Origin of the sequence: Streptomyces roseochromogenus subsp. oscitans DS 12.976 (assembly GCF_000497445.1) — a bacterium.
GTDB lineage: Bacteria > Actinomycetota > Actinomycetes > Streptomycetales > Streptomycetaceae > Streptomyces > Streptomyces oscitans.
Window position 1 is genome coordinate 8,768,544 of sequence record NZ_CM002285.1, and the last position, 25,842, is coordinate 8,794,385.

Below are 25,842 nucleotides of genomic sequence, written 5' to 3' on the forward strand. Positions count from 1 at the left end.
CCACGGGCCCCGTCCCGCAGCGCGTCCAGGCCCTGCTGGCCGCGCCTTACGTGCCCCGGGCCGCCCGGGCCGGCCGTACGATCGCCGGCCTGCTCATCGCCTGCACCGCCGTCTCCTGCCTGGCCTCGGCCGTCGGCATGGCCGACTTCCACCACCGGGTGGAGGTCGCCCAGGGCGACGAGGGGCGCTGACACCCGGCGTCCGCGAACATCCCGTCGAAGCCGCACGGAAACGCGCGTAGAACCATGACTGGCGCGCATGAGGTTTTACGTATAACCTCACCCGCTAACCACCCCCACCGGAAGGTCCGATCACCGGAAGGTCCCATGCGACGCGTCGCCCTGGTCACCCTCGTCGTTGACGACTACGACGAGGCCATCCGCTTCTACACCGAGGCCCTCGGCTTCCGGCTGGCCGAGGACGCCCCGCGCCCCGACGGCTCCCGCTGGGTCGTCGTGGAGCCGGGCCGCCCGGAGAGCCGGAACGGCCAGAACGGCCAGAGCGCAGCCCTGGCCGGCACCGGACTGCTCCTCGCTCGCGCCAAGGACGAGGCCCAGCGGTCCCGCGTCGGCGACCAGACCGGCGGCCGCGTCGGGTTCTTCCTGCACACCGACGACTTCGACCGCGACCACGCCCGGATGGCGGCGGCCGGCGTGACCTTCCTGGAGGAGCCGCGGCACGAGCCGTACGGCACGGTCGCCGTCTTCCAGGACCTGTACGGCAACCGCTGGGACCTGCTCCAGCCCGCCGGCTGACCCCTCTTCGCCGCTTTGAACCGCCTGCTCAAGGAAAGACCCGTCATGACTGCTACGCGCGTAGATGCCGAAGTGATCCGCCGCCTGCCCAAGGCCGTGCTGCACGACCACCTCGACGGCGGCCTGCGTCCCGCCACCGTCGTCGAACTCGCCGCGGAGATCGGCCACACCCTGCCCACCACCGACCCCGACGAGCTGGCCGCCTGGTACTTCGAGGCCGCCAACTCCGGCGACCTGGTCCGCTACATAGCCACCTTCGAGCACACCCTCGCCGTCATGCAGACCCGCGAGGGCCTGCTGCGCACCGCCGAGGAGTATGTGCTGGACCTCGCCGCCGACGGTGTGGTCTACGCCGAGGTGCGCTATGCCCCCGAGCTGAACATCCAGGGCGGGCTGTCGCTCAGCGAGGTCGTGGAGACCGTCCAGGAGGGCCTCGCCGCCGGTATGGCCAAGGCGGCCGCCGCCGGTACCCCGGTCCGGGTGGGCACCCTGCTGTGCGGGATGCGGATGTTCGACCGCGTCCGTGAGGCCGCCGACCTGGCCGTGGCCTACCGGGACGCCGGTGTCGTCGGCTTCGACATCGCGGGCGCCGAGGACGGCTTCCCGCCCGCCGACCACCTGGCCGCCTTCGAGCACCTGCGCCGCGAGAGCGTGCCCTTCACCATCCACGCCGGTGAGGCGCACGGCCTGCCCAGCATCCACCAGGCCCTGCAGGTGTGCGGCGCCCAGCGCATCGGCCACGGCGTGCGCCTCACCGAGGACATCCCCGACCTCGCGGCCGGCAAGCTCGGCCGGCTCGCGTCCTGGGTGCGCGACCGCCGGATCGCCCTGGAGATGTGCCCGACCTCCAACCTGCAGACCGGCTGTGCCACCTCGATCGCCGAGCACCCGATCACGGCCCTGAAGGACCTGGGCTTCCGGGTCACCCTCAACACCGACAACCGTCTGGTGTCGGGCACGACGATGACCCGGGAGATGTCCCTGCTGGTGGAGGAGGCCGGCTGGACGGTCGAGGACCTGCGCACGGTCACGGTGAATGCCGTCAAGAGCGCGTTCATCCCGTTCGACGAGCGCAAGGCCCTCATCGAGGACGTCGTCCTGCCGGGTTACGCGGCGGCGCTCTGAAGGAGCCCCCTGAGGTAGGCGGCCTGTCCGATGTGCTGAAGGTCGTCGGACAGGACGCTCACCAGGCGCACCCCGAGCGTGACCGGGGGGTCCCAGCGCTCGTCCACGACGCGTTCCAGATCCTTGGCGGCGAGTGAGCGCAGCCGGCCGAGGGTCTGCTCGTGGACGGCGTCGTAGTAGCCGGTCAGCAGGTCGGCGGAGTCGACGGTGACCTTGGCGACCTTCGCGGGGGTGTGCCCGTACCCGTGGTCACGGGGCGGCAGATCGAGGCCGAAGCGCTTCTCCCAGCCCTGGCCCAGCCACACCTGGTCGAGGTCGAAGGCGTCGGCGATGTGGTCGTCCTGCACCCGGGTCAGGTGCCAGACCAGCCAGGCGATGGAGTTGGCGTCGGGCGCGGGGCGGTGGTTCAGCTCGTCCGGTCCGAGGCCGTCGAGGGCGGCATGGACTTCTTCCTGGATGCGGCTGTAGCCGTCGATGAGGATGTCCTTTGCGTGCATGGAGTCCACCATCCCAAACCGCGGGCGCTCATGCGTCCGGAATCCAGCTCCCGTGGAAACCGAGCGGCACCCGCCCCGGCAGATGGACCCGCGCCACCGGCTCCCCGGTGAAGTCCTGCGCCGCGAGGATCACCAGGTCGGCCGCGCCCCGGTCCGGGTTGTGCACGTATGCGAGCGCATACCCGTCGTCCTCGGCCGCCGCCCGGTGGCCGGCCGCGTCGCGCGGTACGAACACCGCCTCGCCCGCCGCCGCGCCCCTCGGCAGCCGGTGCACCTCGGTGGCGCCGCGCAGCAGGTCGTGCTTGACGAGCGCGTTGGAGAAGGCGGCGTCGGGTGGGGTGCCGCCGACCGGCGTCAGACAGGCGGCCGTCAGCTCGGCGGCCGCCGCCGTGTAGCCGTAGCGGTGCCGGCGCGACACCAACGACTCGTTCACGCGCGGGAATTCCTGCGGCCGGTCGTCCAGCACCCGCTGCCGTACCCGCCCTTGGCGCAGGTCGATCGTCCACCGCTCCAGTTGCGCGGTTCCCGCCGCGTACGGGCCGCCCGAGCCACGTCCGGCGACGTAGAACGGCGCCGGGTAGGTCGTCATGTCGACCACCACGCGGCCGCCCTCGTCGTAGGCGTTGAGCGTGTGCGAGTAGAAGACGGGGTCGATCTCGAACCAGCGCACAGGGCCGCCGTGACGCCGCATGACGCCCACGCGCGTGGGGTGTTCCCGGTTCCAGATGTACGGCACCGGTTCACCGCGCCCGGCCGCGGCGGGGTCGAAGGTGACCGGGACGTCGATGACGACGACGTGCCGCTCGGTGAGCGCGAAGTCATGCACCATCGGCGCGTCCGGCATCGGGATCCGGGTGGTGCGGGTGACGCGCCCCGAGGGAGCCACCACCATGTGCCGGATGTGGTCCCAGGCCGGGTAGTAGGCGATCGCGTGCAGCTCGCCGACGTGCGCGTCGAACTTGGTGTGCGCGGTGAACGCGGCTTCCAGGGTGCCCTTGAAGTCGTACGGGCCCACCGTGCCCAGCTCGCCGTCGAGTTCGTACGGCAGCGGGCCGCTCTCCTGCAGCGCGAGGATCCGGCCCCGGTAGGGGATCACATGGGTGTTGCACGGGAAGTCGTCCGGCGGGACCGGACCCGGGTACGGTTCGCCCAGCTTCTTCGCGACCTGTGAGGAGCGCACCCAGCGGTTGCGGTACCACTCGGCCTTTCCGTCGCACAGCCGGACCCCGTGCACCATGCCCTCGCCGAGCATCCAGTGATGGGCCCGGGGATCCTCCAGGCCGAGCACGTTCGGGCCGTTGCGCAGGAAGCGGCCGTTCAGCTCGCGCGGGATGCGGCCGGTCACCGGCAGGTCGAACGCGGTCAGTTCCTCGGTTACCGGTGCGAACGCCCCCTCCAGGAACGGATGGTGATGCTTCGTCACCGTTGCTGCGGGACGGGCCGCCGCCGGGCCGGTGCCCAGGCCGGTGAGTGCGCCCGCCGCCGCGAGTCCGGCCGTCCCGCGCAGCACGGTCCGTCGTGTCTGTTCCGCCATGATCTGTCCTCCCGGCCGTCGTCGCCCTGCCTGACGGTCTTGAGTCTGCGGCGGCGGGCGGCCGGAATCAGGAGGTCTGGGGCCCGTCCTGGGGTGGTGCCAGGCCCCCTGCCCCACCCCCTGTTTCCAGGAGGGTGACCAGCGCCCGGGCGGCGGGACTGGTGGCCCGGTCCGGCGGCAGCAGAGCCACGGTCGCGTACTCCGCCTCGCCCGTGCCCTTCAGCGGCCGCGCCGTGAGCGAGGGCCGCTTGTGCCGGAAGTGCCGGGGTACGACCGCGATCCCCAGGTTCTCGTCCACCAGGTCCAGCAGGCTGTGCACGTCGTTGACCTCCAGCGCGACCGTGCGCCGGACACCGGCTGCGGCGAACGCGGCGTCCGTGGTGCGGCGCGGGCCCCAGTCAGGATGGAAGTCCACGAAGACCTCACCGGCCAGGTCCTGCGGGGTCAGCACCGCGCCGGCCGCGGCCAGCCGGTGCCCGGGGTGGCACAGCACGGTCATCGGTTCGCTCGTCAGCGGCACCGAACGCAGCTGGTCGGTGTCCGCCTGGGTGCGATAGGCGAAGGCGAGGTCGAGCCGGCCGGCCCCGACCTCCTCGGCCAGCGCGCCCGAACCGGCCTGCCGCAGCCGGATCTCCACATCCGGGTGCCGGCCCCGGAACGCGGCCAGCATCCGTGCCACATGCACCCCGGCGATGCACTGCTCCGTACCCAGCGCCAGCGTGCCGCGCAGCACGCCCTGCACCGCCGCCACCGCCTCGTGCGCCGAGCGCACCTGCGCCAGGATCCGCTCGGCCTCCACCAGCAGCGCCCGCCCCGCCTCGGTGAGCGCCACCCGGCGGGTGGTCCGCACGAACAACGGCGCCCGCAGCTCCCGCTCCAGCGCCCTGATCGACGCCGACAGCCCGGACTGGGACACCATCAGACGTTCGGCGGCCCGGGTGAAATGCTGGTCCTCGGCGACGGCGACGAAGTGCTGGAGATGACGCAGTTCCATGATTGAGCAGCCTAGTCGCTGAATTTCATCGGATTCTTCTGTTGGACCACTGTGCGCGGCACGCGGAAGAGTGGCGCGGGTAGATCGTGTACCAACCCCTCTGGAGTCGCGTTGTACACCGCACACCCCGACCGTTACGCCGACATGCCCTACCGGCGCACCGGACGCAGCGGACTGATGCTCCCCGCGCTGTCCCTCGGCCTGTGGCACAACTTCGGCCCGGACCGGCCCGCTGAGACCCAGCGGGCCATCCTGCGCCGCGCCTTCGACCTGGGCATCACCCACTTCGACCTCGCCAACAACTACGGCCCGCCGCCCGGCGCCGCCGAGTCCGCGCTCGGTGCGGCCCTGCGGGCCGACTTCGCGCCGTACCGCGACGAGCTGGTCATCTCCACCAAGGCCGGCTATCTCATGTGGCCCGGCCCGTACGGTGAATGGGGCTCGCGCAAGTACCTGCTGTCCTCGCTCGACCAGAGCCTCACGCGGATGGGCCTGGACCACGTCGACATCTTCTACTCGCACCGCCCCGACCCGGACACTCCGCTGGAGGAGACGATGGGTGCCCTGCACAGCGCGGTGCAGCAGGGCAAGGCGCTCTATGTCGGTGTCTCCAACTACTCGGCGGAGCAGACCCGTGAGGCCGCCCGGATCCTCGCCGACCTCGGCACCCCGCTCCTCATCCACCAGCCGCGCTACTCGATGCTCGACCGGCGCCCCGAGGACGAGGGGCTGCTCGACGCCCTGGACGCACTCCAGGTCGGCTCCATCGTCTACTCACCGCTGGAGCAGGGCCTGCTCACCGGCCGCTACCTCGACGGCATCCCCGAGGACTCCCGGGCCGCGAGCGACAGCCCCTTCCTCGACTCGGACGCCGTCACCGAGGAGCTGGTCGGCCGGCTGCGCGCCCTGGACGAGATCGCCAAGTCCCGCGGCCAGACCCTGGCCCAGCTGGCTCTGGCCTGGGTGCTGCGCGGCGGCCGGGTCACCTCCGCACTGGTCGGCGCGAGCAGCCCGCAGCAGCTCGAGGACAGCGTCGGCACCCTCCGCAACCTGGACTTCGACGCCGAGGAACTGGCCCGGATCGACGCGATCGTCAGGCCGTAGGCCCGCCATGAGGGGGCTCACAGCTGAGACGGCTCGCCCGCACTCCAGACGATCGCCGGGGGCACCACCCGCCCGCACAGCGGATGGCCCTTGGCGTCGGTCAGGGCGAGCCGGCCCACCAGCGCACCGCGCCGCCGTGCCTCGGCGAGGACCTCCGGCGGAACGTCGGCGAGCATCAGCTTGGCGCGCCGGACCATCCGGGACGCTTCCTCCTTCGGCTGCCTGCCGGCCCAGGAGAGGTAGACGAAGCGTCCGCCGAGCCGGTTCTGCACGTACGGGCCGCGCAGCTCGCCGTCGGCGGTGAACGTACAGGGGAGCGTCCATGTCGCCGTCGGGGCGTCGCCGGGCTGTGGATCGAGCAGCTCGGCGGGCCGGTCCTTGCGCTGGACCGCGACCTCGATCCCGCTGACCCCGGGGAAACCGGGCCCGGGCCCGCAGTCGCGGCCGGGCAGGGTATGGCCTTCGATGCGCAGGTGCATGCCACCAGTGTGGGCGAGGCGGGAGAGCCGGACACTCCTTCCGTCTGTCCTTCCTTCATTCCGGCGCCGGGGAGCCGGCGTGGCCCTCAGCCCGTGAGCCGTTCGCTGACCTCCCACGGCCGGGCCACCGCCTCCGGGCCGGCAGGGTAGGGCAGCATGCCGGGCAGCCCGGGCTCTGCCCGCCACCCGGCCTCGTCCTCCGGGGCCACCAAGGGGCTGATGCCGCAGTTCTCGCAGCAGACCCCGCCCAATCCAGCGAGCTGCCGACTGGTGGCGCACCACACGCTGGTCGCCGCTCCCTGCGCGACGGTCTTCTGCTGCCGGGCAGGGGCGCGCACCGGGCGGCCCTGAGCGTCGAGGGCACCGGCCGCCCGCAGGGCCTCCCTGGTGAGGGGCTTGGCGAGACCGGTGTCGGCGATCTGGCCAGGGTGCACGGAGAAGGCTCGCACCCCTCCGCCCGGCCCCGCCGGTCAGGTCGATGCCCTCGGTCACTTCCGCCGCGGTGGACGCGGCACCGGAACCGGAGTGCGGGGGCTGGCGGGGGCTGTTGGACAGACCGCCGCGCGCGGCGGAACTCATCGCCGGCCGGGCGGTGTCAGGCAGTCGCCGGCACTCGGTCCAGAAAGCCCAGCACCTGCCGGATACGGCCCTCCTCGTCCAGCGTGACGACGTCGAACCCGGCCACCGGCGCCGAGACTTCCCCAGAGGGGGTACCCCCAGCCTCGCTCACCAGCTCCCAGCCGAAGCGCGCGGTGTCGTGGTGCCCGTCCACCGCGCCGAGCGGGCGGAAGACGAACCCGGGGAACTGCTCGTGGGCCGCCGTGATCACGGCCGCGATGCCCTCGTGGCCGCGGACGTCGGCGAGGGGGTCGGTGTAGCCGCCGTCCACGGTCCATGCGGCGGCGACCGCCTTCTTCAGCGCCTCCGGCTCGGTGGCGTTCCAGGCCTCGAAGTAACGGGCGGCGGCGCTCTCGTAACGGTCGGTGTTCACGGACATGGTGAATCAGCCTCCATCGAGGTCGTAACTGCTGGGCGGAGCCGGATCCGGGGTTTCGCCGATCCGGTGTGACCACCATGCCGGAGGGCTGAGGGGCGGGTCGATTACCTGCCTGGTCATGCCCAAGTGCCCGCCCGCGCCGGTGCATTCCGGTCAGAAATGGACGGGGAATATGCCAACAGACTGGCCGGAAAGTCATGGTGACAGTGTTTCGGCAGTGGCGATACTCGAACGCCAGGGGCACTTCACCGCACAGGAGCCGCACGGCCCAGGCCGGCACACCTGAAGAGGCGACGGGGGAGTGAGGCGTGCACGACGAATTCCTGTGCCATGTCACGGCGTACGGCATGTGCGACGGCCGGCGCATCGGAGTACCGCTCGGCACCTATCGCGCGCCGACGCTGGCCCTGGCCCTGTGGTGGCTGCGGGACCGGGCGTCCTGGATCGCCGAGCGCCTCGACCCCAGCCCCGAGGACCCCGCCTTCCCGGCGGGCGCGCTGGTGTCGGTCGCGGAGACGGTGGCCGACGTGCCCGCGCTGCTGCGCGCCTGGTGCGCCGACGACGTCCGCCAGGAGCGGGTGGCCGACGAGCTGTCGGGCGGGCGCCTGGTGCGGATCGCGGCCAGCGACGACACCACCGAGTACGAACTGCTTGCCGAGTCCGTCGACGCGCTGCGCATGCAGCGCACCCTGCCCGCGCTCGTCGTGCCCGTCGCCTGACACGTGTGGAGCGGGGCGTCGCCGCCTCGGTCGATCCACGGGATGCCCCCTGGGGTGATCGGGGTGACGCCCCTCGGTATCGGGCGCACAAGTGAGCGAATCGGTACAATCTGGCCATGGCGGAGCGGCCGGTCGCCCCGACGGCGTCTGAACTCGTGCTGGAGACCGACATGGGCTCCACGGTGATGAGCCCGGGCCAGGACTACCACGTCGGTCGCGACCCGTTGAGCGACATCGTCTTCGACGATGCCCGGGTCTCGTGGCACCACGCAGTGCTGCGCTGCGACCACGATCACTGGATCCTGACCGACCAGCACAGCACCAACGGCACCTACGCCGACGGCCACAGGATCGACCGGTGGGGCGTGCGCCCCGGCAGCGTGATCCGCTTCGGCAACCCCGCCGACGGCCCCCGCGCGGTCCTCGCCGACGCCCCGCGGCCCGCCCCCGACCGCCCCTGCGCGGTCTCGCTGCCCCTGCTGACCGGGACCTTCCGCCGGCCCAGCAGCGTCCGCCCGCTGCCCCCGCGCACGGTCCGCATCGGCCGGGCGGCCGACAACGACCTCGTGGTGGACGACCTGATCGTCTCCCGCCGCCACGCCGAACTGCGCGCCCATCCCGACGGCACGTACGAGATCGTCGACCTCGGCAGCCACAACGGCACCTACCTCAACGGCCGGCCCATCACTCGCGCACCCGTGGGCCCCGGCGACATCGTGGGCATCGGACACTCCGCGTTCTGCCTGGTCGGCGACGAACTCCAGGAGTACGTCGACACCGGCGAGGTCTCCCTCGACGTCCAGGAGCTCACCGTCGTCGTCGACCGCGACGGCAAGGTGCTCCTCGACCACGTGTCCTTCCCGGTGGGGGAGAAGTGCCTGCTCGCGGTGGTCGGACCGAGCGGTGCCGGGAAGTCCACTCTGCTGAACGCCCTGACCGGACAGCGGCCCGCCGACCGCGGCACCGTCCTGTACGACGGCCGCGACCTCTACCGCGACTACGCCGAGCTGCGCCAGCGCATCGGCCTGGTCCCGCAGGACGACATCCTGCACCCCCAGCTGACCGTGCGCGCCGCCCTCGTCTACGCCGCCGAACTGCGCTTTCCCGAGGACACCGCCGCGGCCGAGCGGCGCGCCCGGGTGGACGAGGTCATCCGGGAGATCGGCCTGGAACAGCGCGCCGACCAGCCCGTGCACAGCCTGTCCGGCGGGCAGCGCAAGCGGGTCAGCGTGGCCCTGGAACTGCTCACCAAACCCTCGCTGCTCTTCCTCGACGAGCCGACCTCGGGCCTCGACCCCGGCATGGACCGGTCGGTCATGAACATGCTGCGCGGCCTCGCGGACGACGGCCGCACGGTCATCGTGGTCACCCACAGCGTCCTCAGCCTCGGTGTCTGCGACCGCCTCCTGGTGCTCGCCCCTGGCGGCAAGGTGGCCTACTACGGGCCGCCCGACGACGCCCTCGCCTTCTTCGGCTTCGAGCAGTGGCCGGAGGCCTTCGAGGCCTTCGAGCGCGCCCCGGACCGCGACTGGGCGCGGGAGTACCGCGAGTCGCCGTTCCACCGGCACTACGTCGCCCAGGCCACCACCCAGCCCCACCACCCGGGCCCAGCCCCCGTCTCCCCGGCGCCGCCTCCCCGCCCACGCGGCTGGGGCGCCCAACTCGGCACTCTGGTCCGCCGCTACACGGCCGTCCTCAGCGCCGACCGCACCTTCCTGCTCGTCATGATCGCCCTGCCGTTCGTCATGGGCGCCATGGCCCGCGCCGTGGCGGGCAGCCGGCTCACCCAGGACACCGCGATGAACGCACTGCTCACGCTGTGCGTCGGCGCCGTGCTGGTCGGCGCCGCCAACGCGGTGCGCGAACTCGTCAAGGAACGCGTCGTCTACCAGCGCGAACGCGCCGTCGGCCTGCCCCGTTCGGCCTATCTGATGTCCAAGATCGTGGTGCTCGGCACCATCAGCATCGCCCAGGCCGTGGTCCTCACCCTGGTGGCCCTCCTCGGCGTCGACCTGAACGCCCCCGGCGGCAAGGGCGTCCTGCTGCCGCCGCTGGTCGAGATCACCCTGGCCCTCGCCCTGCTCGCGTTCACCGCGATGACGCTCGGCCTGCTGGTCTCCGCGCTGGCCCGCAAGGAGGAGATGACGATGCCGCTGCTGGTGCTGCTCGCCATCGTCCAGGTGGTGTTCTGCGGAACCCTGCTCAGGCTCAACGGCGTGCCCGGCCTGGAGCAGCTGTCCTGGCTCGTGCCCTCCCGCTGGGCGCTCGGCGCCATGGCCGGCACGATCGGACTGTCCAGGATCGTGCCCGGCCCGCTGACCGCCGACCCCCTCTTCCGGCACTCGACGGGCGTCTGGCTGCTCGACATGGCCATGCTGGTGGTGCTCTGCGTCCTCTACGGGCTCGCGGTCGCCCGGCTGCTGCGCCGGCACGAGCCCGCCGTGATGCGGAAGTAGGCGGGAGGTGCCGGCACGATGAGCAAAGCGCCCAGTCCCGGATTCCAGCCCACGCACGTCGTGCCGCGGCGCGGCCTGCCCGCCTGGGAGGCCCCCGACCCGGCCCGGCCCACCGTGCCCCTCGACCCGCTGCTGCCGGTCGAGCTGGTGGAGCGGCGCGGCGACTGGGCGTACGTCCGCTGCTCCAACGGCTGGGGCGCCTGGGTCGACGGCCGCCGGCTCGTCGCCGTACCGGAGGACCCGCCCGCCACCGAGGGCGCCGGCGGCACCGCCGATCCGCTGCCCCTGCTGACCCGCGCCGGACAAGCCCTGGCCGACTACCGGTCCGCGGTGGAGGAACTGGCGGCCGGCACGCTGGACGGCGAGGACTTCGAGGACCGCACCCGCGGCCTCAGGCTCGGGATCGTCGTCGACGGGGAGGCCATGTGGCTGTACGACCCCGAGGAGGGCCGCTGGGTCTACGGCGACGGACGGAGGCTGACCACCTACGCCACCGACCGGGAGGTCACCGGCGAGGAGGACACCGGGCACGCCCCGACCCGGCTGGTCGCTCCGGAAGGTGAGCGCTGATGGCGCGCCAGACCAGCCTGTTCTCCGGCCGGCCCTCGGAACTCATCGGCCGGCAGGTCGCGAACTACCTGGTCGAGAGCGAGATCGGGCGCGGCGGCATGGCCGTCGTCTTCCGCGCCCGCGACCTGCGCCTGGACCGCACGGTCGCCCTCAAGCTGCTCGCCCCCGAACTCGCCCGCAACGACACCTTCCGCAAACGCTTCATCCACGAGTCCCAGGTGGCCGCCGCGATCGACCACCCGCACATCGTGCCGGTCTTCGAGGCCGGCGAGACCGACGGCGTGCTCTACATCGCCATGCGGTACGTCCCCGGCAGCGACCTGCGCCGCCTCCTCGACCTGCGCGGACCGCTGCCGCTGCCGCACGTCGTGCGGATCGCCGCGCAGGTGGCCTCCGCCCTGGACGCCGCCCACGAGCACGGACTGGTGCACCGGGACGTCAAGCCGGGCAACATCCTGATCGCCGAGGGCATCGACAGCGACCACCCCGAGCACGTGTACCTCACCGACTTCGGGCTCACCAAGAAGTCGCTGTCCCTGACCGGCTTCACCAGCGTCGGCCAGTTCGTCGGCACCCTCGACTACGTGGCCCCCGAGCAGATCTCCGGCCGCCCGGTGGACGGCCGCTGTGACGTCTACGGCCTGGCCTGCGTCGTCTACGAGAGCCTCGCCGGCCGGCCCCCGTTCCAGCGCGAGGACGACATGGCCCTGCTCTGGGCCCACCAGTTCGACGACCCGCCCCCGCCGAGCGAGGCCCGCCCCGAGCTTCCCCCGGCCGTGGACCCGGTCTTCGCCCAGGCCCTCGCCAAGTCCCCGGACGCCCGCCACGCCACCTGCCTCGCCTTCGTCGCCGCCCTGCGCGCCGCCACGGCGCCCGCTCCCGGCCCGGCCCAGGTCCGCCCGGCGGCGGAGGCCGACACGGAGACGGACCACACGGCGACCGAGGCCCAGAGTCCCCCGCACTGGGCCGACCCGGTGTTCCCGCCGTAAGGCCGGCTGACTGCCCACGCCTGCGGACTTGCTCACGTCCCCAGGCCCGCTCACGTCCCTACGGCCTCTCGTCGACTCCCTCCTGTGCCTTGCAGCTGCACGCACCAGACCCCGCTCGGCTCGGCTCCAAGGCACTGTCGCCCGAAACCGGCCTGATCCGGAAGAAGAGCCCTGGGTCCGCTCAGTCCGCAGGCCCGCTCACCTCGCCGTGCCGCTGCACCGGCCGCGCCAGCAGACCGCCCAGGAACCCGGCGACAAGTCCCCACAGCGCGCCCAGGCCCACCGCCTGCCACAGCCGGGGCTTGAGGAACAGCTCCCCGGACAGCCCGCCGCCCAGGTCGCCGATGCCGAGCAGGGAGAGGCCGTAGTGCGCCGAGACCCGGCCCGTCAGACAGATCATCAGCATCGTCAGCGCCAGCGCCACGGCCAGACGCACGGCGTGCTGCCACGGCTGGATCCGGGCCGGGGAGCGGACCGCCATCCGGAAGGCGACGGCGAGCAGCAGCAGCGCGGCCATGAGCGCCAGCCACCACATCCGGCCGTCGTAGGCGGTGAGCGAGCGCAGATTCAGCGCGGAGACGTCGGGGGTGCGCAGGATCTCGTCCAGGATGTGCGGCATCGGCAGCCCGAACGGGCCGGACACGCGACCGTTCCAGGTCGCCCCCAGGCCGAGCGTGAGGGCCAGCCACATGAGGTTGGGCAGGCCGAGCAGGATCAGCGCGAACGTGGTGGCGACGTGCCCGCGGGTGGCCGCTGTGAGCAGCGCCGTCACCAGGCCGATGACGACATAGGCGAGCAGCAGCTCCACCATCGCGTGCGCGGCGGGGCGCACCGACTCCTGGAGGCGCAGCAACCGCCCCGGCAGGGGCGCCCCGCGCGCGACCAGCAGCGCCAGCACCAGCACTCCGGCCAGCCACAGCAGGCCGAACAGCACCGTCAGCGGCAGGTCCGTGGTGAACCCGACCTTCGGCGCCGCGTCGAACAGCCCGGTCAGATCGCTGAGGGTGCCGCTGCCCACGTCCACGGCGAAGGTCTGCCGGGCGGCGAGGGCCAGGCCGATCAGCGCGAGCAGCCACAGCACCGCGATCCGGGCGGCCCAGCCGGCCAGCTCCCCGGCCGAGGCCACCGCCCGGTGCCGTAGCGGGCGCAGGAAACCCGCGCCGATCACCAGGGCACCGGCGAGGGTGACCGACAGCGGGATCACCGTGAGCCCGGCGTGCGTCTGCGCCAGCGCACCCGCGTTGCCGGAGAGTTCCACGCTGCCGCCGACCGCCGTGACCAGGGCCGCGGCCACCACCCTCGGGAACGCGCCGTCCGGCAGGTCCGCCGCGCCGGCCGCCCACAGCCCGAGCGCCGCCACCAGCACCATGACGGCCAGCCCGGTCAGCACGGCGGCCACGGCCCGAGCCCAGCCGTGGCGGGCGGCGGGCCGCACGGAGACGGTGGGAGCGCTCACGGTTGACACGCTAAGCAGCCGCCCGGCACCCCGCCCGCCGAGTGGGCCGTCCGCGTCGGCTTGCGAGCCCGACCGCACTGGGACACACAATGGGATCAATGTGCAGCCGAATGCACTAAACGGGACTTGACCGAGATAAGCCGCGCATTCCGCCGCGCAATGCGGCGATCGCGACGGGAAGAAGTGCTCGTGAGCGCCGAACCTCCGTCTTCCGGCCGCCCGACCGGGCCGCCCTCCGGCCCGCTGTCGGGCTCCTCCCGTCCCCCCTCCGGACCGCCGCCCGGCCAACCGCCGGGCGCCGGGGCCAAGGGGCCGCACGGGCCGTGGTGGAAGTCCGTTCCTCGCGTGGCAGCCCTCTCCGCGGCCGTCGTCGCGGCCGTGGCTCTCGCGGTGGTCTTCACCCGTCCGGGTGGCGGATCCTCCGCCAAGGGCGGCGAGGTCTTCCTGCAGTCCGCGAGCAGCAGCGGCCAGGACCCGTTCACGGAGTCGACCGCCCAGCAGAGCTCCGCTCCACCGCCGCCCTCCGCCTCCGCCGCGGCCACCGGCACGGCCAACGCGGTGCAGGGCGTGGAAGGCGGGGCGCCGGGCCTTTACGGCGGTACCCAGAGCGCTCCCGCCTGTGACGTCGAGAAGCAGATCAAGTTCTTCCAGACCGACCCGGGCAAGGAGAAGGCCTTCGCCTCCGTGGCCGGCGTCCAGCCGTCCGGTGTGCCGGCGTACCTGCGCTCGCTGACCCCGGTGCAGCTGCGCGTCGACACCCGCGTCACCAACCACGGCTACCGCAACGGCGCGGCCACCAGCTACCAGTCGGTGCTCCAGGCGGGCACCGCCGTGCTGGTCGACAGCCAAGGCGTACCCCGCGTGCGCTGCGCCTGCGGCAACCCGCTGAACCCGCCGGTCGCCCAGAAGGCCGCGCCGAAACTCGTGGGCACCCCCTGGTCGGCGTACCGGCCCTCGAACGTGATCGTGGTGACCCCGGCGCCGACGATCATCAACGTCTTCGTGCTCTACGACTCCCACCACGACGACTGGATCCACCGCCACCGCGGTGACTACGACGGCAGGCACGACCAGCACGCCAGGCCGCCCGAGTTCCCGCACCCGTGGAACCTGCCGCCGTGCGCGCCACCGGGTGCGACCGGGACGCCGGGCGCCACGCCGTCGCCCTGCCGCTCCACGTCGGGCAAGCCGAGCCCGTCGACGTCGACGTCGTCGCCATCCTCGTCATCGTCTTCGTCCTCGCCGAGTTCCTCCTCGTCGTCCGCTTCGCCTTCCTCGTCCTCATCCCCGTCATCGTCGAGTTCGTCCCCGTCGTTCTCGCCTTCGTCGCCCTCACCGTCGGAGTCGACGGAATCGAAGTCACCGGAGTCCACGACACCTGCGTCGCAGCCGGCGTCGACCGAGACCTCGTCCGCCGGGCCTGCATCACCGTCCGCAGGCTCACCGTCGAGCGCGAAGCCGACCGAGAGCTCCGCCCAGCAGTCGTCGGCGAGCTCGCCCCGGCAGTCGACGCAGCAGCCGGCCACCTCCGCGCCGCCGTCCGCGGAGCAGTCCGCGCCCGGCCCAGTGACCCCCGGGACGCCCGGCGAGTCGTCGCTCGCGCCCACCCAGCAGGAGTCCCAGGTGTCGCCCTCGCCGTGAGGGGCCGTGGCCTCGGGGCAGCGTGACCATCGCCACTGTGCGCGGTCCGCGAACGCCTCGGGGGACTGCCGAGCCCGGCTCGGGGTACGTGGACTGGTACAACAGACGACCCGGCCGGACGGGCCTTCGAGAGAGACAGCATGACCAAGCACCTGGGCGGAGCAGTGATACCGACTGGTTTCGACGTACCCGTGGAACCGCTGCGGCGCGCGGCTCACTTCACCGGCGAACCCGGCTGTATCGCCGAGGCGCGCGCGTTCGCGTCCCAGTTCCTGGAGCAGCTGCGCACCGAGTGGTGCGCCACCGCCGACCGCCGCGCCGACGGCGACCTGCTCCTGGTCGTGAGCGAACTGGTCACCAATGCCGAGCGGCACAGCAACGGCCCGTACATCCTGGAACTCGAAGGCACCGACAGCTCGGTCACGGTGTGCGTCTACGACAGCAGCTCCGCCCTGCCCCGCGCCTACCCCAGGGACCCCGAACGCGTCGGACGCCACGGTCTGGAGATCGTGTACGCCCTGGCCTCCGAGGTCACCGCGGAGCGTGTGCCCGTGGGCAAGCGGGTGCGCGCCCGCTACGCACTGAGCCCGTGAGAGCCGGCCGGGGCATCCGTGAAGATCAGCCGCAGCCGAGTTCGCCGAGCATCCCCCGGCGCAGCCGGGTGATGATCCGCTTGATCAGCCGGGACACATGCATCTGTGAGCACCCGAGCCGTTCCCCGATCTCTGCCTGGGTGGCCTCCTCGACGAACCGCAGATGGATGATCCGCCGGTCCCGCTCGCTCAGTTCCGCCATCAGCGGGGCGAGCGCGTGGACGTCCTCGACGAGCCGCAGCCCGTCCTCCTCCACGCCGATGAAGTCCGCGAGCACCGCCTCGCCCTCCTCCGGCCCGTCGCCGGAGAGCGCGGCGTCCAGGGAGGCCGAGTGGTACCCGTTGGAGGCGAGCTGGGCCTCGACCACCTCATCGGTGGAGATGTTCATCAGGGTCGCCAGCTCGGCCACCGTGGGGTCCCGGTCCAGCCGGCCGGCCAGTTCCTCGCGCGCCCTGGCCAGCTCCACCCGCAGCTCCTGGAGCCGGCGTGGTACATGCACCGCCCAGGTGGTGTCCCGGAAGAATCGTTTGATCTCGCCGACGATGTAGGGCACCGCGAAGGTGGTGAACTCCACCTCGCGGGCCAGCTCGAACCGGTCGATGGCCTTGATCAGGCCGATCATGCCGGTCTGGACGATGTCCTCCATGTCGTCGCCGCGGCCCCGGAACCGTCCGGCCGCGAACCGCACCAGCGACATGTTCATCTCGATGAGGGTGTTGCGCGCGTACTGGTGCGCGTGCGTGCCCTCCTCCAGCTCCGTCAGCCGGCGGAAGAACTGGCGGGACAGCTCCCGTGCGTCGAGCGGTGCGACGGACGCCGGAACCGCGATGCCTGGCAGTGACCCCTCATCCGTCCCGTTCTGCTCGGTCCTCGTTGTGACCTCTGCTTGCGACCGGATCCCGGCGGTGCCCATTGCCTCTCCCACGAAAGTCACGGTTGCCACGTCTGCCCCGGCAGCCGCTGTGCCGTGGGCCCCGATTACCCGGAACCCGGCATTCCATGCGTGCGTGCCGCGTCACTCACCGGGCGGATACCCCTGGCCACGCCGCGCATGCGCATGCCTCCCCGCAGTGGCGGGAAAGCGGCGCCGCGCGTCCGAGCGGCCCGGTTTCCCCTACGGCGTAACGCCGGGCCCTTGCTCCCCGCCCTGCGGCTCCTAGGCTGACGTGGGTGAGCGAGCGACTGAGCGACGAAGCCCGAGTGATCCCCCTGCGACCGGCGCCCGCCCGTCCGGCGCGGCCCGCGTCCGGGCCTGGGGAGAGCGAGGAGAGCAAGGAGCCGCTGTGGCGCGATCTCGTCGGCGAGGTGCTGCGGCGCGAGCGGCGGGCGCAGGACCGTACCCTCAAGGACGTGGCCGACGCGGCCAGGATCTCGCTGCCCTACCTGTCCGAGATCGAGCGCGGCCGCAAGGAGGCCTCCTCGGAGGTCCTCGCGGCCGCGGCGCAGGCGCTCGGCCTGGGTCTCGGCGACCTGCTTTCGCTGGCGCACGGTGAGCTGACCCGGCGCACCGCCCCGCACCGCCGGTCGGCCACCGTGCCGCACCGCTCCTACGACGGGCTCTGCCTGGCCGCCTGAGCCGTACCCTGTCGGCGCCGCGGCCGGGTCACTTCTCCCGGAGCTGCCGGAAGAACGCCCGGACGTCGCCGATCAGCAGGTCCGGCTCCTCCAGGGCCGCGAAGTGCCCGCCCCGCTCGAACTCCGTCCAGCGCACGAGGTTCTCGGTGCGTTCCGCTTTGTGCCGCAGCGGGATCTGGGGGTCGGCCGGGAACACGGCCAGTGCGGTCGGCGCGGTGGAGGGGGTGGCCAGCCGCGCGTTCCAGTCGCCGGCCGCCGCCCGTTCGTAGTAGATGCGGCCCGACGAGCCGGCCGTACCGGTCAGCCAGTACAGCATCACGTTGGTCAGCAGCCGGTCCCGGTCCACCGCCTCCTCCGGCAGCTCCGCGCAGTCCGTCCACTCCCGGAACTTCTCGACGATCCAGGCCAGTTGACCGACGGGCGAGTCCGTCAGGGCGTAGCCGAGGGTGTGCGGACGGCTGGACTGCAGGGCGGCGTATCCGGCGCCGTCGCGGAACCACTCGTCCCACCGGCGCCAGGACCGCAGCGTCCGCTCCCGCTCCGCGGATCCGAGCGCGGCCAGCTCCTCCTCGGTCGGCTCGGTCAGCGCCTGCGCGCCGGGCAGCAGATTGAGGTGGACGCCGATCACCCGGTCCGGATACATACGGCCCAGTTCGCGGGAGATCGCCGCACCCCAGTCACCGCCCTGCAGCCCGAACCGCTCGTATCCGAGCCGCCGCATCAGCTCCGCCCAGGCGCCGGCCACCCGGCCCGCCTCCCAGCCCCGCTCGGTGGTGGGCCCGGACAGCCCGAAGCCGGGGATGCCGGGCAGGACGACGTGGAAGGCGTCCGCCGCGTCACCGCCGTACGCCACCGGGTCGGTGAGCGGGCCGACCACGTCGAGGAACTCCACGATCGAACCCGGCCAGCCATGGGTGATCACCAGCGGCGTGGCGTCCGGCTCGGGCGAGCGGATGTGGGCGAAGTGGACATGGGCTCCGTCGATCGTGGTGGTGAACTGCGGCCACCGGTTCAGCTCGGTCTCGGCGGCGCGCCAGTCGTACGTGTGCCGCCAGTAGTGGACCAGCTCGCGCAGATAGCCGGCCGGGACGCCGTACTCCCAGCCGGCTCCGGGCAGTTCGGCGGGCCAGCGGGTGCGGTCGAGACGGTCGTACAGGTCGTCGAGGTCGCTCTGCGGGACCGACAGCCGGAAGGGCTCGATACGTTCGGCGGGTGTGGAGGTCATGATCGGGATGCTAGGCGGACCCGGCGCTCACCCGTCGGGATTAACCGGCGGCCCGGCCGATGAGTTTCGCCGCGAGGATCGGTCGGTACAGGTGACCGCGTTCCCCGCCCAGGAGGTACCCATGACCACCGACGGATTCACCACCTGTCTCTGGTTCGACGGCCAGGCCGAGGAGGCCGCGGCGTTCTACGTCTCGGTCTTCAAGAACTCCAGCATCGGCAGGATCAGCCGCTACACCGACGCCGGGCCCGGCGAGACCGGCTCCGTGCTGACCGTGGAGTTCACAGCCAACGGCCAGAAGTTCATCGCGCTCAACGGCGGCCCCCAGTTCAAGTTCAACGAGGCCGTCTCCTTCCAGATCCTCTGCGCCGACCAGGCGGAGATCGACCACTACTGGACCAAGCTCACCGAGAACGGCGGCGAGGGCGGCCCCTGCGGCTGGCTCAAGGACAGGTACGGCCTGTCCTGGCAGGTCGTCTACGACCGGCTGGCCGACATGATCCACGACCCCGACGGCGCGAAGGTCGACCGTGCCATGAAGGCCATGATGGCCATGGGCAAGCTGGACGTCGCCGCGCTGGACGAGGCGTACGCGGGGGAGTAGCGGACCCTTGACCCTCACCCGGCCTCGGTGAGGATCTCGGTGATCACATGCCGGGAGTTCTCCGCCAGGGCCGGGTTGGTGTCCCAGTAGTACGGCAGCTGGATCAGCGAGATCGACAGTGCCCAGCCCCGTCCCCGCGTCCACTCCGCGTCGTCCGCGCCGACGGCCTTGCGGAAGGTGTCCCGCACGGACACGGGCAGCAGGTTCCAGGCCACGATCAGATCCACGGCCGGGTCGCCCGCTCCCGCGCAGCCGAAGTCGATGACCGCGCTCAGCCGGCCCGCGTCGACCAGCACGTTCCCGGGGGAGAGGTCCCCGTGGGCCCACACCGGTGGCCCGGTGTGCTCCGGGGCGCACAGGGACTGCTCCCACAGCGCCGTGACGGCGCCGCCGTCGACCCGTCCGCCCAGCTCGGCGACGGCCGCGCGGGTGGGCTCGTCCCGGTCCCCCAGGGGACCGCCCCGGTAGCCGGGCGGCGCGTCCCGCGGGTCGATCCGGCGCAGCGCGCGCACGAACGCCGCGAGATCCCCGGCGAGCCGCTCAGGCTCCCGCACGGCACCCGCCACCGGATTGCTCCCCGCCAGCCAGCGGTAGACGGACCAGGGCCAGGGAAAGCCCCCGTCCGGCTCGCCGAGGCCCAACGGCTCGGGCACGGCCACCGGCAGCAGCGGCCCGAGCCGGGGCAGCCAGCGCTGCTCGTGCCGCAGGTCCGGTACGGCGCCGGGGCGCCGGGGCAGCCGTACCAGCAGGTCGGAGCCCAGCCGGAACATGGCGTTCTCGGTCCCGGAGGACGCGAGCCGCCGTACCGGCAGGGCGGCCCAGCGCGGGAACCGGCGGGCGATCAGGCGCTGGACCAGCGGGGCGTCGAGGTCGACCTCGTCCGCGTGCATCTTCTGCGGCCTCGGGCCGTCATGGACACTCATCGCGGCCCATCCCAGCGTCTCGACGCCCTCGCTGTCGACGGAATTTCCCGCAGTTCAGACCCGGTCGGCCGCGATCAGCAGGTACTGGAAACTGCCGTTGCGGTAGGCGTCGAGGAACGTGTCCTCGATGCCCGTGACCAGATGCCCGGCCTCCTTGCGCAGTTCCCAGTAGGGGATCGTGGCCTCGGTCAGATCCTCGACGTGGACCGGCACCAGGCGGTTGCGGGCCATCGCCTTGAAGTACTCCGAGCGCGGGTGGATGTCGCAGATGTAGTGGGCGTTGATCAGCGACACCTCGCGCGACGCCTGTCCGTAGGTGTCGTTGTAGCAGCCGGTGATCACCACACAGCGTCCGCCGCGGCGCAGCAGCCGGGCGTGCTCGGCGAACAGCAGGTCCAACTCGACGTACATGGTGGACTCGTTGTTCCAGGACGCCGCGTACGCGCCGGTTTCGAAACCGGTGTCGAGCATGTTGCGGTGGTGGTAGCGCACCTTGTCGTCGATGCCGCGGGCATGGGCCTGCTCATTGGCGAAGTCGGCCTGCTTCGCCGAGATGGTGACGCCATCGGCGTGGCAGCCGTAGCGCAGATGCGCCACGACGCTGCCGCCGCCGCGGCCGCAGCCGGCGTCGAAGACGCGGTCGGCGGGGGAGAGCGGGCCGAGACGCGAGGCGAGCAGTTCGGCCTGGGCGTGCTCCAGGCGGTGCAGCTCGGCGGTGATGCGGTCCCGGCGCAGGGCCGGATCGGGCTCGTCGAGCACCGACCGGTCGGCCGCTCCGATGCCGTAGTGGTGGTGGTACAGGTCGTCGATCCTGCCGAGTTCGAGGTTGACCGGGTTCTCCTCGGCGTTCCAGTAGTCCGCGACCCGGGTCTGGTAGGTGGACTGGGCCGGGACGGGAACGGGAGTGGTCCGGGCGACAGGGGCAGTGGTCAACGGTGGCTCCTCGTGGCGCATGTGACGGCGTTTCGGAAAACGGCGGTTTCTACCAGTAGTCGGGCAGGTGGTAGCGGTGGGTGTTGGTGGCGTGCCACTCGTGGTTGCCCGACACCCAGGCGGCCAGGCCCTGGGCGTAGCGCTCCACCAGGGGCGAGGTGGCCGACAGCAGGGCCGCCTCCTCCTCGAAGGCCTCCATGATCCGGTTGTGGATCTCGACGGACTTGAGGTACGCGGGCTTCAGACCGATCCGCTCGTTGGCGGCGATGACCTGGGGCAGATTGAGGTGGGTGGGGTCGCTGGCCAGCTCCTTGGTGAAGGAGTACAGGTCGTTGACGAGCGTGGTGGCGTTGCTGGCGAGGGCGGTGATCCGCTGGATCTCGGGGCGGGCGTAGACCTGCTCGGGCAGTTCGTAGCCGTCCACGGCGTCCACGAGCGTCAGACAGGGGCGGAAGTTGTTGAACTGCCGCATCACCAGGTACTCCCAGACCCGCGGCACGTACTTCGTCTCCATCCAGGCGGCCTCGCCCAGATAACCCAGGTGCAGCCGGGCGATGTCGTACACGAACCGGCTGGTCTGGCTGGGCGTGGCGAAGGTCGCGTAGTCCTCGAGGGCGAAGTGGTACGAGCGCAGCGGACCGTCGGCCTGGATGCCCTCGCGCCACTCGGCTTCCACTTCCGGGACGCCGTGGAAGGGGTCGAGCGCCGACTGGGCGATGATCAGCGGGCCGCCCAGACCGCGCCGCGATCCGCCCCGGCCCTCGTCCTCCTCGCAGTAGCAGGAGTCGACGATGTTCTCGGCGAGCAGGAACTTGCCGGCGGCCGTCAGACGGTCCAGGTCGAGTGCGCCCGGATGCTGCAGTACGACGGCCCGGCCGAACTGGAAACCGGAGAAGTCCCCCGTCCAGGACGCGGGGAACAGGTCCAGGTCCCGGGCCCAGCTCTCCAGGCGGCGGTCGACCTCGGCCGCCTTCTCCGGGTCGGCGGGCACCGCGGGCCGGTACAGCAGCCCGGGGATCGCTCCGGTGCGCCGGGTCCGCAGGCTCTGGGCGAGGTTCGGGGGGCCGGGCAGCTGGTAGGCGGTCGTCGTTGTGCTCATGGGGTGCTCCAGGCGGTCACTCGGGGAGCCGGCCGATCTGGACGTTCTCCAGAATCCCGGCCGCATCGGGCACGAGAATGGCCAGCGAGTAGTACGCGGTCACTAGGTAGTTGACGATCGCGGCAGAGTCGATGCCCATGAACCGGACGTTCAGGCCCGGCTGATGTTCCTCCGGGATGCCGGTCTGGTAGAGGCCGATGACCCCCTGGTCGGCCTCGCCCGTGCGCAGGGCGATGATGCTGCTGGTGTGGTCGTCGCTGATCGGGATCTTGCCACAGGGGAAGATCGGCACACCGCGCCACGCCGGTACCTCATGGCCGTCCACGCTCACGGTGCCGGGAACAAGGCCACGCCGGTTGCATTGTCGGAAGAACGCCGCGATCGCCTTGGGATGGGCGAGGAAGACCTTCGTCTTGCGCCGCATGGAGAGCAGTTCGTCCATGTCGTCCGGGGTCGGCGGGCCGGCGAGGGTGCTGATCCGCTGGCCGTAGTCGACGTTGTGCAGCAGCCCGAACTCCCGGTTGTTGACCAGCTCCCACTCCTGGCGCTCGCGGATCTCCTCGACCGTGAGCCGGAGCTGCTGCTGGGTCTGGTCCATCGGGTGGTTGTAGAGGTCGGCGACCCGGGTGTGCACCCGCAGCACGGCCTGAGTGAGGGACAACTCGTATTCACGCGGGGTGAGTTCGTAGTCCACGAAGCCACCGGGCAGCGTGGGCTCACCGACATGGCCGGCCTGTACCGGCACGTCGGCCTCGCCCTTGCGGTTCATGGGCTTGTTCTGCCGCTCGACATACGCCTGGAGATGCGCCGCGAGGGACGGCACCCGCTCGGTGAACTCCTGCACGACGGTCCAGGGCAGCGCGAGCACCACACCCGCGGTCTCGGCCCGCACCGAGGCCAGCCACAGCGGGTCGGACTGTCCGACCGCCTCGTCGCCCATCTGATCGCCGTCGGTGATGACCCCGGTGATCTCCTCCTCGCCGTACTTGCCGGAGGCGTACCGGGTGAACCGGCCGTGCACGACCAGATACGCCTCCGTCACGGGCTGGCCGGCCTCGAACAGCACCTGTCCGGCGCGCACCTCCCGGGGCTGGAAACGGCCGGCGACCTCCCGCAGCACCTCGATGTCCGGGTAGCCGCGCAGGATCGGCAGCTCGGTCAGCGTCTCCGGGATGACCCGGATGTCGTCGGCGCCGTTCTGCTCGAAGTGCACCCGGCCGCGCCCCGTGCGCAGCTGGAGGCGGCGGTTGACCCGGTAGGCGCCGCCCTTGACGTCCACCCACGGCAGGGTCTTCAGCAGCCATCGTGAGGTGATGGCCTGCATCTGCGGTTCGGACTTGGTGGTCGTGGTGAGCTGGCGTGCCGCCCGGGTGCTGAGGCTGGTGAGCTGCCCGTCGGCCGTGGGCTCGGGTGCGGGTTCGCCGACGTCGGAACCGGTGGCGCTGTCCGGTGTGGTCACTTTCCCTCCAGCGGAGCTGCTTGCGAACAGGGGTGGCCGGGATCGATGGGTGGTGACCGTGGTGGTCCTGCACCCGGGCCAAGCCAAACAGTCCTCGTGAGGTGCCCGATACAGCGCGAAGGGGGCGGAACCAGCCACTCAGGTGTGTAAACCTGCTGATCGGGGCGCGTCCGGCAAACGGTGTGGCCACGCGCCGGCGCACCGCGCCCCCGCGCACGCCGCTGTGGTGCGCCCCCGGCCCCTGGCCAGGGCCTGTCCGGCGGACCCTGTCGCAGACGCGGGGGCCGGCACGCCCCCCACCGCCACAAGGGCGTGGGGGCGCCCTCATCACCCCCGCTCACCTGCGCTGATGAGGTGCCGCCGATGTCCTGCGACCTGACCCGCCGGACAGGCCCCGGGCTCCCCGGCCCGCGGTGCCGGGACCGGGTCAGGGAAGGGGCCGGGGGCGGGCCGTTCGTTCGGCGCGCGGGCCGACGGAGGGATGGCTAGCGTGAGCTTCGGGACACAGCACCCGAGGCGGGGACCATCCGGACGGGACACACACCAGGAGGGCCGCGAGCATGGCCGTACAACCCGAGGGAACGCCCTGTTGGGCCGATGCGATGTTCAGCGACGTCGAGGGAGCCAAGCGCTTCTACAGCGATGTCCTCGGCTGGACCTTCGGCGAGTCGTCGTCGGAGTACGGCAACTACACGCAGGCCTACGTCGACGGCAAGGCGGTGGCCGCGGTCGTCCCGCCCATGCCCGGCCAGGAGGGCCAGTCGCAGTGGTGCCTGTACTTCGCCGCGCCGGACGCCGCCGCCACCGCGGGCAAGATCCGCGAGAACGGCGGCGAGGTGCTGATGGAGCCGATGCAGGTCGGCGACTTCGGCACGATGTGCCTGGCCCGGGAGCCCAGCGGAGCCGTCTTCGGCGTCTGGCAGGCCGGCACCCATGAGGGCTTCGAGGCGACGGCGACCCCCGGCGCCTACTGCTGGGCCGAGGTCTTCACCCGGGAGCCCGAGAAGGCCGACACCTTCTTCTCCGCCGTCTTCCCCTACCGGATGAAGCAGATGCAGGACCACGCCGTCGACTACCGGATGTTCGACGTGGGTGAGAACGCCGTCCTCGGCCGGATGAAGATGACCGACGACTTCCCGCCCGAGGTGCCGTCGTACATCAACGTCTACTTCACCGTCGACGACTGCGACGAGGCGGTGGCACGCGCCACCAAGCTCGGCGGTGTCCTCCGCTTCGGGCCGATGAGCAGCCCCTTCGGCCGGTTCGCGGCCCTGAGCGATCCGCAGGGAGCGAATTTCTCGGTGATCGACATCACGACCACGGAAGGCGAGATGCCGAAGGTCAAGGACGTCTGACCCGCCCGTGACGGTGTCCGGCCCGGCCGTGGCATGATCGTGCACATGCGTGAACGTGTGGTGGCCGCGTGCGACGGGGCTTCGAAGGGAAACCCCGGACCGGCGGGATGGGCGTGGGTGGTCTCCGACGACGAGCGGACCGCCGCCCGCTGGGAGGCGGGCCCACTCGGCCGGGCCACCAACAACGTCGCCGAACTGACGGCCCTGGAGCGGCTGCTCACGGCCGTCGAGCCGGACGTGCCGCTGGAGATCCGCATGGACTCCCAGTACGCGATGAAGGCCGTCACCACCTGGCTGCCCGGCTGGAAGCGCAACGGCTGGAAGACCGCCGCCGGCAAGCCGGTCGCCAACCAGGACCTGGTCGTACGCATCGATGAGCTGCTCGACGGCCGGACGGTCGAGTTCCGCTACGTCCCGGCGCACCAGGTCGACGGCGACCCGCTGAACGACTTCGCCGACCGCGCCGCCAGCCAGGCCGCCTCCGTCCAGGAGCCGGCCGGCAGCGCGCTGGGCTCCGCAGAACCGCCGCCGTCGCCCGACACCCCGAAGGCGGCCGCCCCGCGCAAGAAGGCGCCCCGCCGCGCCGGCGGCGCGGCGGCCTCCCGTACGTCCTCGCGCACCCTCAAGGCGAAGTTCCCCGGCCGCTGCCTGTGCGGCCGCTCCTACGCGGCCGGCGAATCCATCGCCAAGAACGCGCAGGGCTGGGGCCACCCGGAGTGCCGCACCGCCGAGGCCTGATCAGCCGGCTCCAGTCGGCTTC

Annotated in this window: 25 protein-coding genes and 2 pseudogenes; 14 read left to right on the top strand and 13 right to left on the bottom strand. The window is 71.9% G+C overall.

Going from position 1 to position 25,842, the window contains the following annotated elements; translation table 11 throughout:
* From M878_RS49920 to M878_RS87635, 3 genes and pseudogenes are all read left to right on the top strand, one after another.
* Positions 1–191: pseudogene (locus tag M878_RS49920) on the top strand (M56 family peptidase); the annotation flags it as partial.
* Positions 192–326: 135 nt separating this feature from the next.
* The gene (locus M878_RS87630; RefSeq protein ID WP_023553038.1) at positions 327–755 is read left to right on the top strand and encodes a VOC family protein; all 429 of its coding nucleotides are present in this window, start codon (positions 327–329) and stop codon (positions 753–755) included.
* Positions 756–800: 45 nt separating this feature from the next.
* Entirely contained in the window at positions 801–1,880 is a 1,080-nt protein-coding gene (locus M878_RS87635; protein ID WP_031227003.1) for an adenosine deaminase, read from the top strand.
* On the opposite strand, the gene M878_RS87640 is transcribed toward M878_RS87635, so the two are convergent.
* From M878_RS87640 to M878_RS87650, 3 genes are all read right to left on the bottom strand, one after another.
* Positions 1,862–2,377, bottom strand: coding sequence for a mycothiol transferase (locus M878_RS87640; RefSeq protein WP_031227004.1), 516 nt, complete (start codon positions 2,375–2,377; stop codon positions 1,862–1,864). The two genes, M878_RS87635 and M878_RS87640, sit on opposite strands and share 19 nt — an antisense overlap.
* A gap of 28 nt (positions 2,378–2,405) precedes the next feature.
* Positions 2,406–3,911 (bottom strand): carotenoid oxygenase family protein, encoded by a 1,506-nt coding sequence (locus M878_RS87645; RefSeq protein WP_023553041.1) that lies wholly within the window; start codon positions 3,909–3,911, stop codon positions 2,406–2,408.
* A 67-nt stretch (positions 3,912–3,978) separates the two neighbouring features.
* Positions 3,979–4,905 carry a LysR family transcriptional regulator gene (locus M878_RS87650; RefSeq protein ID WP_023553042.1) on the bottom strand — a complete coding sequence of 309 codons (927 nt, stop codon included), beginning with the start codon at positions 4,903–4,905 and terminating at the stop codon, positions 3,979–3,981.
* A gap of 111 nt (positions 4,906–5,016) precedes the next feature.
* On the opposite strand from M878_RS87650, the gene mgrA reads away from it, so the two are divergent.
* Positions 5,017–6,009, top strand: coding sequence for an L-glyceraldehyde 3-phosphate reductase (gene mgrA, locus M878_RS87655; protein ID WP_023553043.1), 993 nt, complete (start codon positions 5,017–5,019; stop codon positions 6,007–6,009).
* 17 nt (positions 6,010–6,026) lie between these two features.
* Here mgrA and M878_RS87660 read toward each other — a convergent pair whose 3' ends face one another.
* The 3 genes from M878_RS87660 to M878_RS87670 all read right to left on the bottom strand — a co-directional run bounded on the left by M878_RS87660 (position 6,027) and on the right by M878_RS87670 (position 7,485).
* Positions 6,027–6,488, bottom strand: a complete 462-nt coding sequence (locus tag M878_RS87660) for a DUF5990 family protein (protein WP_023553044.1) — start codon at positions 6,486–6,488, stop codon at positions 6,027–6,029.
* 86 nt (positions 6,489–6,574) lie between these two features.
* Positions 6,575–6,922 (bottom strand): SDR family NAD(P)-dependent oxidoreductase, encoded by a 348-nt coding sequence (locus M878_RS87665; protein ID WP_158692838.1) that lies wholly within the window; start codon positions 6,920–6,922, stop codon positions 6,575–6,577.
* Positions 6,923–7,083: 161 nt separating this feature from the next.
* Positions 7,084–7,485, bottom strand: a complete 402-nt coding sequence (locus tag M878_RS87670; protein WP_023553046.1) for a nuclear transport factor 2 family protein — start codon at positions 7,483–7,485, stop codon at positions 7,084–7,086.
* 308 nt (positions 7,486–7,793) lie between these two features.
* Between M878_RS87670 and M878_RS87675 the strand changes: the two genes are divergently transcribed.
* From M878_RS87675 to M878_RS87690, 4 genes are all read left to right on the top strand, one after another.
* Positions 7,794–8,204 carry a hypothetical protein gene (locus M878_RS87675; protein ID WP_023553047.1) on the top strand — a complete coding sequence of 137 codons (411 nt, stop codon included), beginning with the start codon at positions 7,794–7,796 and terminating at the stop codon, positions 8,202–8,204.
* A 116-nt stretch (positions 8,205–8,320) separates the two neighbouring features.
* A complete protein-coding gene (locus M878_RS87680) occupies positions 8,321–10,660 on the top strand; it encodes an ABC transporter ATP-binding protein/permease (protein ID WP_023553048.1) in 2,340 nt (779 codons plus the stop codon).
* A gap of 18 nt (positions 10,661–10,678) precedes the next feature.
* Positions 10,679–11,230, top strand: coding sequence for a hypothetical protein (locus tag M878_RS87685; RefSeq protein ID WP_023553049.1), 552 nt, complete (start codon positions 10,679–10,681; stop codon positions 11,228–11,230).
* The gene (locus M878_RS87690; protein ID WP_023553050.1) at positions 11,230–12,219 is read left to right on the top strand and encodes a serine/threonine-protein kinase; all 990 of its coding nucleotides are present in this window, start codon (positions 11,230–11,232) and stop codon (positions 12,217–12,219) included. Before M878_RS87685 ends, M878_RS87690 begins: the two co-directional genes overlap by 1 nt.
* 181 nt (positions 12,220–12,400) lie before the next feature.
* Here the strand turns inward: M878_RS87690 and M878_RS87695 are convergent, their stop codons facing one another.
* Positions 12,401–13,675, bottom strand: a complete 1,275-nt coding sequence (locus tag M878_RS87695; RefSeq protein ID WP_031227005.1) for a streptophobe family protein — start codon at positions 13,673–13,675, stop codon at positions 12,401–12,403.
* Positions 13,676–13,864: 189 nt separating this feature from the next.
* Here M878_RS87695 and M878_RS95410 point away from each other — a divergent pair.
* A pseudogene (locus tag M878_RS95410) lies at positions 13,865–15,112 on the top strand (DUF6777 domain-containing protein); the annotation flags it as partial.
* 344 nt (positions 15,113–15,456) lie between these two features.
* Entirely contained in the window at positions 15,457–15,909 is a 453-nt protein-coding gene (locus M878_RS87710) for an ATP-binding protein (RefSeq protein ID WP_031227007.1), read from the top strand.
* Between the two features lie 25 nt (positions 15,910–15,934).
* Here the strand turns inward: M878_RS87710 and M878_RS87715 are convergent, their stop codons facing one another.
* Positions 15,935–16,822, bottom strand: a complete 888-nt coding sequence (locus M878_RS87715) for an RNA polymerase sigma factor SigF (protein WP_023553056.1) — start codon at positions 16,820–16,822, stop codon at positions 15,935–15,937.
* 257 nt (positions 16,823–17,079) lie between these two features.
* On the opposite strand from M878_RS87715, the gene M878_RS87720 reads away from it, so the two are divergent.
* A complete protein-coding gene (locus M878_RS87720) occupies positions 17,080–17,484 on the top strand; it encodes a helix-turn-helix domain-containing protein (protein ID WP_031227008.1) in 405 nt (134 codons plus the stop codon).
* Between the two features lie 28 nt (positions 17,485–17,512).
* On the opposite strand, the gene M878_RS87725 is transcribed toward M878_RS87720, so the two are convergent.
* Positions 17,513–18,709 (bottom strand): epoxide hydrolase family protein, encoded by a 1,197-nt coding sequence (locus M878_RS87725; RefSeq protein ID WP_023553058.1) that lies wholly within the window; start codon positions 18,707–18,709, stop codon positions 17,513–17,515.
* A gap of 121 nt (positions 18,710–18,830) precedes the next feature.
* Here M878_RS87725 and M878_RS87730 point away from each other — a divergent pair, with 121 nt between their 5' ends.
* Entirely contained in the window at positions 18,831–19,313 is a 483-nt protein-coding gene (locus M878_RS87730; RefSeq protein WP_031227010.1) for a VOC family protein, read from the top strand.
* Positions 19,314–19,327: 14 nt separating this feature from the next.
* Here M878_RS87730 and M878_RS87735 read toward each other — a convergent pair whose 3' ends face one another.
* The 4 genes from M878_RS87735 to M878_RS87750 are packed head-to-tail and all read right to left on the bottom strand — an operon-like array spanning position 19,328 to position 23,727.
* Positions 19,328–20,236, bottom strand: coding sequence for an aminoglycoside phosphotransferase family protein (locus M878_RS87735; protein ID WP_245238301.1), 909 nt, complete (start codon positions 20,234–20,236; stop codon positions 19,328–19,330).
* Positions 20,237–20,290: 54 nt separating this feature from the next.
* The gene (locus M878_RS87740; RefSeq protein ID WP_023553061.1) at positions 20,291–21,169 is read right to left on the bottom strand and encodes a geranyl diphosphate 2-C-methyltransferase; all 879 of its coding nucleotides are present in this window, start codon (positions 21,167–21,169) and stop codon (positions 20,291–20,293) included.
* A 49-nt stretch (positions 21,170–21,218) separates the two neighbouring features.
* Positions 21,219–22,268: a family 2 encapsulin nanocompartment cargo protein terpene cyclase gene (locus M878_RS87745; RefSeq protein ID WP_023553062.1), complete on the bottom strand. Its 1,050-nt coding sequence runs from the start codon at positions 22,266–22,268 to the stop codon at positions 21,219–21,221.
* A gap of 16 nt (positions 22,269–22,284) precedes the next feature.
* A complete protein-coding gene (locus M878_RS87750) occupies positions 22,285–23,727 on the bottom strand; it encodes a family 2B encapsulin nanocompartment shell protein (protein WP_023553063.1) in 1,443 nt (480 codons plus the stop codon).
* A gap of 560 nt (positions 23,728–24,287) precedes the next feature.
* On the opposite strand from M878_RS87750, the gene M878_RS87755 reads away from it, so the two are divergent.
* Together M878_RS87755 and M878_RS87760 are read left to right on the top strand one after the other, a co-directional pair.
* Positions 24,288–25,082 (top strand): VOC family protein, encoded by a 795-nt coding sequence (locus M878_RS87755; protein ID WP_037730264.1) that lies wholly within the window; start codon positions 24,288–24,290, stop codon positions 25,080–25,082.
* A 33-nt stretch (positions 25,083–25,115) separates the two neighbouring features.
* Positions 25,116–25,820 carry a ribonuclease H family protein gene (locus tag M878_RS87760; RefSeq protein WP_023553065.1) on the top strand — a complete coding sequence of 235 codons (705 nt, stop codon included), beginning with the start codon at positions 25,116–25,118 and terminating at the stop codon, positions 25,818–25,820.
* The last annotated feature ends 22 nt before the right edge of the window (positions 25,821–25,842 follow it).